Annotated in this window: 9 protein-coding genes; all 9 read right to left on the bottom strand. The window is 40.3% G+C overall.

What is annotated here, in order from left to right; translation table 11 throughout:
* A partial coding sequence (locus AC52RT_RS02785; protein ID WP_495539338.1) for an acyl-CoA dehydrogenase family protein occupies window positions 1–669 on the bottom strand: 669 nt, incomplete at its 3' end.
* A 40-nt stretch (window positions 670–709) separates the two neighbouring features.
* The gene (locus AC52RT_RS02780) at window positions 710–1,483 is read right to left on the bottom strand and encodes a glucose 1-dehydrogenase (protein ID WP_495539339.1); all 774 of its coding nucleotides are present in this window, start codon (window positions 1,481–1,483) and stop codon (window positions 710–712) included.
* A 55-nt stretch (window positions 1,484–1,538) separates the two neighbouring features.
* On the bottom strand, window positions 1,539–3,134 hold the full coding sequence (locus tag AC52RT_RS02775) for a long-chain-fatty-acid--CoA ligase (protein WP_495539337.1): 1,596 nt from the start codon (window positions 3,132–3,134) through the stop codon (window positions 1,539–1,541).
* A 169-nt stretch (window positions 3,135–3,303) separates the two neighbouring features.
* Window positions 3,304–4,485, bottom strand: a complete 1,182-nt coding sequence (locus AC52RT_RS02770; protein WP_495539336.1) for an ABC transporter substrate-binding protein — start codon at window positions 4,483–4,485, stop codon at window positions 3,304–3,306.
* 26 nt (window positions 4,486–4,511) lie between these two features.
* Entirely contained in the window at window positions 4,512–5,219 is a 708-nt protein-coding gene (locus AC52RT_RS02765) for an ABC transporter ATP-binding protein (RefSeq protein WP_495539335.1), read from the bottom strand.
* A complete protein-coding gene (locus AC52RT_RS02760; protein ID WP_495539334.1) occupies window positions 5,212–5,976 on the bottom strand; it encodes an ABC transporter ATP-binding protein in 765 nt (254 codons plus the stop codon). The genes AC52RT_RS02765 and AC52RT_RS02760 overlap by 8 nt, the downstream gene beginning before the upstream one ends.
* A gap of 2 nt (window positions 5,977–5,978) precedes the next feature.
* A complete protein-coding gene (locus AC52RT_RS02755) occupies window positions 5,979–6,965 on the bottom strand; it encodes a branched-chain amino acid ABC transporter permease (RefSeq protein WP_495539333.1) in 987 nt (328 codons plus the stop codon).
* A gap of 1 nt (window position 6,966) precedes the next feature.
* Entirely contained in the window at window positions 6,967–7,830 is an 864-nt protein-coding gene (locus AC52RT_RS02750; protein WP_495539332.1) for a branched-chain amino acid ABC transporter permease, read from the bottom strand.
* A gap of 337 nt (window positions 7,831–8,167) precedes the next feature.
* Window positions 8,168–8,528, bottom strand: a 361-nt coding sequence (locus tag AC52RT_RS02745) for an AAA-type ATPase lid domain-containing protein (RefSeq protein WP_495539331.1), incomplete at its 5' end; no start/stop codon positions are given.

Genomic DNA, 8,528 nt, shown 5'->3' with positions numbered 1-8,528 from the left:
AGGTACGCGAACGTTATCAAAAACTAACCCTGCCGGACCCCATTCTCCCATTGTATGAATATATTCAGATTTCCATCCCATATCTCTGTCCACAATAAAGCAGGTCACACCTTCCCTGCCAGTCGCATCATGTGCTTCTTTATCCGTAATAGCGATAACCATAACGAAATCGGCTTCATTTCCTCCAGTAATAAAGGTTTTTTCTCCGTTCAGCACCCACTCGTTCCCATCTTTAACTGCTGTCATTTTAATATTTTGGGTATCTGATCCGGCAGCAGGCTCCGTCATCGCAAAGCAAGATTTCTTCTCTCCATTTATTGTCGGAATCAAATACTTTTTCTTTTGTTCATCGTTCCCGTAATAGAGAATATTGTCGGCAGAACCACCAAATGTGAATGGGACAAAAGTCTTTGATACTTCCATAAGGACTATGGCTAACATCATTTGACCCAGGTTTGCACCACCATATTCTTCCGGCGTATTAATTCCCCAAAACCCAAATTGCTTAGCTTTTAGCTGCAGCTCTTTTAATTTACCTGCAGAAATACTTGGCCGGCCTTCTCTCTCATTCTTTAACACTTCATTTTCAAGAGGGATTAATTCATTCTCAACAAATTTCGGAATCGTTTGACGAACCATCGTTTGTTCTTCCGTTAAACGTAAATGCATACCATTCACTCCTATTTCTCTTTTAATTTGATCAAGCCTCTTACAATGTACTTCCTCCATCAACAACAATAATTTGACCTGTTATATAATCGCTAGCATGACTAGCAAGAAGAAGGGCTGTTCCTTTAAGTGAATTAGGATCCCCAAGCTTTTTCAGTGGGTTACGGTTCATGATTTTCTCTTGATGCTTTCCGAGCACATGCTTCGTCATCTTGGTTTCAAAAAAGCCAGGGGCAATTGCATTCACATAGATTCCATGTTCGGCCCATTTTTTTGCCAAATCTCTCGTAAAATGGTGCACAGCTGCTTTACTTGTGCTGTATCCTATTGCATTTAATACGTCTCCTGGCTCTGCTTTGATGCCGGCCACTGAGCCGATATTAATAATCTTCCCGTAACCGCGTTCAAGCATATGTATCCCGACGGCTCTTGACATTAAAAATGTACCCGTGACATTTACATTCATTACTTTATTCCAAGCTTCAAGCGGCATTTCTTCTACCGATTCACCCCAAGTAGCACCACTATTATTGACTAAAATATCAATCTGACCAAAATCTCGAATAACATATTTGACTGTTTCCCCTATGTCCGCCTCACTTGTAACGTTACAGCGATAAGCTTTAGCTTGTACGTCAAATTTGTTTATTAGATATTCTGCCGTTTCGAGACAGTTCTCTACTTTCCGCGAACAAACAGCTATATTTGCTCCATATTCTGCTAGTGCTTCAGCGATTATTTTTCCAATTCCGCTGCCACCGCCTGTAATCAATGCAGTTCTCCCGCTTAAGTCAAAAAGGGTTTGAGTCATGATCGCTGTCCTCCAATACATTTTTTCCTTTGTCAAGTTGATATTTCGGACTTTCAGACTATGATTTTTTCTTCTCCATTTCCTCTTTCACAAGCAATCTTTTTAATAATTTCCCAACCGTATTTCTTGGTAATTCAGTTCTAATCTCAAATTCCTTAGGAACTTTATAAGGTGTCAGTTTGGAATAGCAATACCCTATAATTTCATCTAGGTCAATCTCTACATTTTCATTAGGAACAATAAATGCTTTGGCTGCTTCTCCTGCTTCTAAATTCGGAATTCCAACGACTGCGGCTTCTTGTATATCCGGGTGTTCATAAAGTACACTTTCAATTTCCTGTGGATAAATATTAAATCCGCTGATTATGATCATTTCTTTTTTACGACCAACAATATAAAAATATCCGTCCTGATCCATCAAGGCTAAGTCTCCGGTATATAGCCATCCATTTCTTATTACAAGGTTTGTTTCATCTGGATTATTCCAGTATCCTTTCATGATTTGAGGACCTGAAATCAGTAGTTCTCCTACACTTTGTACACCTAAGGGATGATGATTTTCATCGACGATCATGCAGTCAGTAGCTGGCATAGGTATCCCAATACTTCCAATTTTCCGCTTTCCAATGGGCGGATTACGATGGGTACTTGGTGAAGCTTCTGAAAGACCATATCCTTCACCAATCTTTGCATTCGTTAATGCCTCAAATTTTTTAATGACTTCAATAGGAAGCGGGGCAGATCCTGAAGAACACATTTTTAAACAACTTAAATCGTATCTTTCAATACCTGGATACTTTATAAACGCGGCATACATTTTAGGCACGCCAGGGAAAAATGTCGGTCGATAAAGTTGAATGGAATCAAGGATAGTTGGAAGATTAAACGTTTTAAAGAGTAAAATAGTTGCTCCTAGATATATGCTCAAATTCATTGCACTTGTCATGGCATAGACATGATACAGCGGAGTAGCAGCTAAGACCGTCTCTTTACCAGGTATCATAAATCCGCCATACATATTGAAGCTTTGAACCACGTTTGATGTCAGATTAAAATGAGTGAGCATGGCACCTTTCATTTTTCCTGTTGTTCCTCCCGTATATTGAATCACTGCCACATCTTCATGCGGATCGACAAGCTCACATGCTTGTATAGGAGTCCCTGATTGAATCAGAAACGGGATGGACGTTTCACCATGATGAGAAATAGACATACATTCTTTAAAGGAGTAGATCTGTTTGGCATCCCTGACTATTTTTTCAGCCAGATCATCATAGACTAAGTAGTCTGTTTTAGAATCCTTGATAATTTGCAGGAGTTCCCTAAGGGTATACATGGGATTTATTTGGACAACGATCAGCCCAAGTGCTTGTGCAGCATAATAACAAATAATATAGGATGGATGGTTTGCGAGCATCAACCCTATCCGGTCTCCTTTTTTAATATTCATCTTACTCCAGCTTCCGGCTAAGCAATCTACCTGACTTTTCACTTCTTGATACGTCATTTTTTCGTTTTCAAACACGATTGCAGTATGTGTAGGATAGCGTTCTGCTGTAGTTTGCAGAAGACTGTAAACCGATTGTTCAGGAAAGGAGATATTCTCTAAATCTTTGTACCACTGATGCCAAGGTCGTTTTTCTGTGTTATCCACAATCACACCTCCATACGTTTACGGCCGCAGTCTACTATTCTTTGGAAAGAGAGTCATCCACTGGCTCGATGCTCTGATTAACATGACCTCAGGAACCATTGTTACCGAGGCCATGTAGGATACCCATAACCAATCTACTTCCGGCGGAATTCAGGAAAACATATCCAAATTAGCGAATAGGGACTATTTTTCCACCTTCAACGGCTGCTGTGACAATTGTAATATCGAATCCGCCCTGCTCATCAATGCTATTAATCGCATAAATTCTTTGTTCGTCCCCTATATTTTCCACTCCATCTTGCATATGTTCCCGGATCGCCTTGACATCATCCACGCTTTTAGCCGCTTTCATTGATTCAACAAAAGCATACATCCCTAGGTAGTTTAAACCGACCTCGGAGCTTGCATCTTCTTTATAAAGTTTCTTGTATTTTTCAGCAAATGCAGGAATCGCTTCTTCTTCTGAATTGATTAGCGGCATAACACCTATTGACCCTTCTAACGCTTCGTAAGAACCAGTAATCGGCATCATTTGATCCAGTTTCGCTTGATACATGATAATGAAACCGCCTTTAAACCCTAATTCGCGGGCTTGCTTCGCTACTTTGGCTGTTGGTTCCGAGGCCCCGCCAATAAATAAAACATCTGGTTTCTCTTTTAAGGCATTTGTCACAATTGTGAAGAAATCCGTTTCTTTAGCAAAATCGATGGAAGAATTATAAACAACTTCTCCCCCTTCTTTTTCCCATGCTGGCAGTAAGGCCTCCGTCCAATCCTTACCGTATTGAGAGGCTGTCGGAAGTGCGGCAATTTTCTTTCCAAAACGATCCATTTCATACGTGATAAATGGTTCGATATATCCTTCATAATTAGGCGGAAAACGAACCGTTAAGGCATTTCCGCTGTCGGTAACCGCTGGCTCACTCGTATACGCTCCTATGATAAAATTATCTTGTTCATTAAAAACCTGCAGTGCCATAATGCCGCCACTATGAGGTGAAAAAATGATGGGAGTCTTATGTTCTTGAATTAAGCGTTTCGCATTAGCACCCGCTTCATTAGGCAGGTACTTATCATCTAAAGCAACGAGGTTAAGGGTATATTTTTTTCCATCGACTTCAAAACCCCCGCCATCATTGATTTCGTTGACAGCCATTTCCACACCATTTAATGTTCTTTTTCCATATAACGCGGCAGCTCCGCTTAATGGTCCACTATAACCAATGTTCACAACATTACTTCCTTTGTCTTTCCCCCCTCCATCGGATGATGTGCTTTCACTTTTGTTACATCCGACCAAGGCTGTTACGACAAGCAGCATAAATACAACGACTAATCTCCATTTTTTCATGTAAATCCCCCATTCTTTTTTTCTGCTTACGCACCGATATACGCTTTACGTACTTCATCATTAGCCAATAATTCATCTGCTGTCCCTTGAACGACGATTTCCCCATTTTCAAAAACATACCCTTTATCTGCAATGCTGAGAGCAGCATTAGCATTCTGTTCGGCAAGTAGAACGGTAATACCCTCACGGTTAATCTCTTCGATGACTTGAAACATTTGTTCTACAATTAAAGGTGCCAGTCCCACTGAAGGCTCATCAAGCATCAATAATGTGGGTTTCGACATAAGCGCCCTTCCAATGGCCAACATCTGCTGTTGCCCTCCGCTTAAACTCCCCGCATCATGGTGATGTTTTTCTTTTAAAATCGGAAATAATCCATATACGTTTTCTAAGGAATGCTTAATCTCTGCCTTTTTCCTTCGATGGACGTAGGCTCCCATTCGTAAATTTTCTTGCACAGTCATCTGCGGGAATAGTTTTCGTCCCTCGGCACATTGAACAATTCCTGCCTGAACATTTTTATCTGGCGTGCGACCGCCGATGGCACTGTCCTGAAAAAAAATCTCTCCCTTAGTCAGCTTACTGATCCCGCTGATGGCGCGGAAAGTTGTGCTTTTACCTGCCCCATTTGCCCCTAGTAAAACAACAATTTCCCCTTCAGACACTTCGATGTTTACATGCTTAATCGCCGTAAAACTTCCATAATTGACCGACACATCAGTCAGCTTAAGCACTGGCACTACCTCCCAAATAAGCTTTAATGACATCATCATTGCTGCTGATTTCCTTCGGTGTACCCTCAGCAATTTTTTCCCCATAATTGAGGACCATGATATGGTCAGCTAAATTCATGATCATACTCATTTTGTGTTCAATCAAACAGATCGTAAGTCCCCTTTGATTAAGCTGCTTAATCAGATTAATTAATCCATGTGTTTCATCAGAGTTAATTCCCGCAGCCGGTTCATCCAGAAAGATAATTTCAGGATCGGTAGCGAGGGCAAGGGCAATCGCTGTCCGTTTCTTTTCCTCCTGAGAAATACTTCCTACCATTTTCCCCGCAGCATGGGTTAATCCCACAATTTCAAGCACCTCCACTGCCTTATCGCGGCAAGCCTCTTCTTCACGCTTTAAGCGTTTCGTGCGAAGAATGGCATCAAATAAATTCGATTTAGTACGTAATCGATGACCGACTATCACATTATCTAAAACGGTGGATTGTTCAAAAAGACTCGTCGTTTGAAAGGTCCTTGAAATTCCTAAACCAGCAATTTTATTTGCAGGAAGTTTAGTAATATCCGTTCCTTTAAATAGAACACTGCCAGAACTAGGACGATGAAAACCGCTGATTAAATTGAAAAAGGTTGATTTTCCCGCTCCATTTGGTCCGATGATGGCATTTATCTTTCCTTTTTCGATATGAAAATCAACATTATTAACGGCAGCTAACCCGCCGAATTTTTTCGTTAAATTCTTTGTTTCAATAAACATTTTCATCCCTCCTCCACTTTTATTGGTTTTAAAACATTGCCTTGTTGATTTCGTCGTTTACTTCTCCAGTCAAAGAAGGAGCCGGATATTCCTCGCGGGTAAAAAATAATAATTAACGTTAGAATAGGTCCGAATATCAACATTCGGTATTCTTGAAGGAACTGTAGGTTTTGTGAAAGAATAACAAGTATTAGGGTTCCCACTAAGGGGCCTGATAAGGTGCCAATGCCACCAACGAGAAGGTACATCAGCAGATCGAACATAATGGCTGTAGATCCAATATCTGGACCAATAAAGCGAACGAATGAAGCATATAAGGCTCCTGCCAGTCCTGCGAAAAAAGTAGAAAGGACAAAGGCTGTTAGTTTATTTTTCATGGTTGAAATACCGATTGTTTGAGCGAGCTCCTCACTATTACGAATGGCTAAGAAGGTTCGCCCTGTTAGTGAGTGGACGATTCGGTAGATGACTAAAATAACCACTACCAAAAAGGTGAGCACAAGGTAATATTGTGAGACTGCTGTCTCAAAAGTAATGGGACCGATATTACTAGGAGCATTAATACCAATTAATCCTCTAACTCCACCGGTTAGACCATCCCACTTATCAATGACTAGATAGATGATATACCCGACACATAAGGTGTATATGGCAAAAAAATGTTCCTTCGTCCGTAATGCTATCACCCCAATAAACAATCCGATTACCGAAGTGATTATGCACGCTAAGACGAGGGCCGGCCAAAAATTCATTTCCGCTTTGACCGTCAATAGCCCAAGTGAGTATGCACCAATCGCGAAAAAACCAGCATGAGCAAGGGAGAGATATCCGGTATACCCGACCAGTAAATTTATCCCGTAAACAGCTATTGCCCAAATAAACGAAAGCGTTAACATATGCGTATAATAGTCATTTTGGAAAATCAACGGAAACAAGATTGCCAATACGAGGAGAGCAATCATGGCCGTTCGGTTATTCATAACCTTCATGCTACCTCTCCCCCTTTGCAAATAGACCTGTTGGTTTTACCGTTAAAATGATTACCAATAAAACGAAAGCGATGATGTCCTTATAATCATTGGAAATATAGGTAGCACCAAGGCTTTCACTAAATCCAAGGATATATCCTCCGACAATCGCACCTGGTATGCTTCCCATCCCACCAAGAATAATAATGACAAACGCTTTTAATATGACAAGGTGCCCCATACCAGGGAAAACGAGATTGATGGGAGAAGCAAGAGAGGCAGCAATTGCAGCCAATCCTCCAGAAATCATAAACGTCAGCATCGCCACTTTATTAATATTGATTCCTACTAGTGAAGCGCCTTCACGACTTTGGGACATGGCAATAATAGTTGAACCAGTAAATGTTTTTTTAAGGAATAAATAGAGTAGAATCATGACTACGATGGCAGAAACGATGATCAATAAACGCTGCATAGTAAATGTCAGGCCCATAATCGTAACAACTTGACCGTATGGAGAAGTCATCGTTTGAAAATCTGCTCCCCAGACGAACTGTGCAAATGCTTCAAGAAAAAGCAGAATTCCGATTGCAGCAATTTTATCGTGCAAGGGCGGAGCTTCTCTCAATAAGCGAAACACGAACCGTTCTAGTAACACGCCAATTAGGCCTACAACGAGTATAGAAACAAACATTGCAATCCAATAATTGAATCCGTATGCGGTCATCATGGTTAACGTAATATAGCCGCCCATCATATAGAGGGCTCCATGAGCAAAGTTTGGGATATGCAGGATTCCGTAAACGAGCGTCAATCCGAGAGCAACCAAACTGTAAACGCTTCCAATTGTTAAACTATTAAACAGCTGTTGGAGTAAAATCTCCATTTTCTCCCTCCTTTTTATTAACTATTTTTATGTATGTATATTTTCCCAGACGTTTCTAGCGTTTCTCCATCTCACCTCGCATCTTTAGAGGACCTTAATCTACCTTACTAATATGCAAATCCTGTGCCAAAGCCAAATCGATGCTAGGAATAGGAAAAGAAGTATGATCAAATTCATAAATGAATTAATTAAAATGAAACGAGCAGTATTTACTAGGAATAGACATGATTTATTTTTGAATGAAGAATTCATTTTTGAATTAAGCTCATGAAGATGATAAATACACAAAAAAAGGGTTCCATTTTATTGGAAACCCCTTCACCTATATTATTCTTTTTCACATGTTTTTTAAATCGTATTTTTTTAGTTTACGAACAATGGTTGCCTGACTTGAATCAAGTGCTTCAGCCATTTCATAGGTCGTTTGATATGTTTTGACCGCTCGTTCCAATACTTCTCTTTCCGCTTTCTCCACACATTCTCTTAAAGTCATCGTTTTGCTTGTCTTAAATTGACGTGTTGGTTGATATTCTTCGGGCAAATCATTAATGGATAGAAGCGACTTATCTGTTAATACAACCAGCCTTTCCACTATATTAATCAATTCCCGAACATTCCCCGGCCAATCGTGTTGGAAAAAGTACTCTTTCAACGTCAATTCTAACTTCTTATTGAATTGATATTGCTCGTTAGCTTTT

It is taken from the genome of Peribacillus sp. (genome assembly GCF_059453735.1).
Note: the sequence above shows the minus strand (reverse complement) of the source record. Positions and strands in the feature narration are given on the sequence as shown.

Coding starts and splice junctions, on each gene's coding strand:
- AC52RT_RS02770 (WP_495539336.1), bottom strand. CDS start 4,485: ATGAAAAAATGGAGATTAGTCGTTGTATTTATGCTGCTTGTCGTAACA.
- AC52RT_RS02760 (WP_495539334.1), bottom strand. CDS start 5,976: ATGTTTATTGAAACAAAGAATTTAACGAAAAAATTCGGCGGGTTAGCT.
- AC52RT_RS02755 (WP_495539333.1), bottom strand. CDS start 6,965: ATGAAGGTTATGAATAACCGAACGGCCATGATTGCTCTCCTCGTATTG.
- AC52RT_RS02750 (WP_495539332.1), bottom strand. CDS start 7,830: ATGGAGATTTTACTCCAACAGCTGTTTAATAGTTTAACAATTGGAAGC.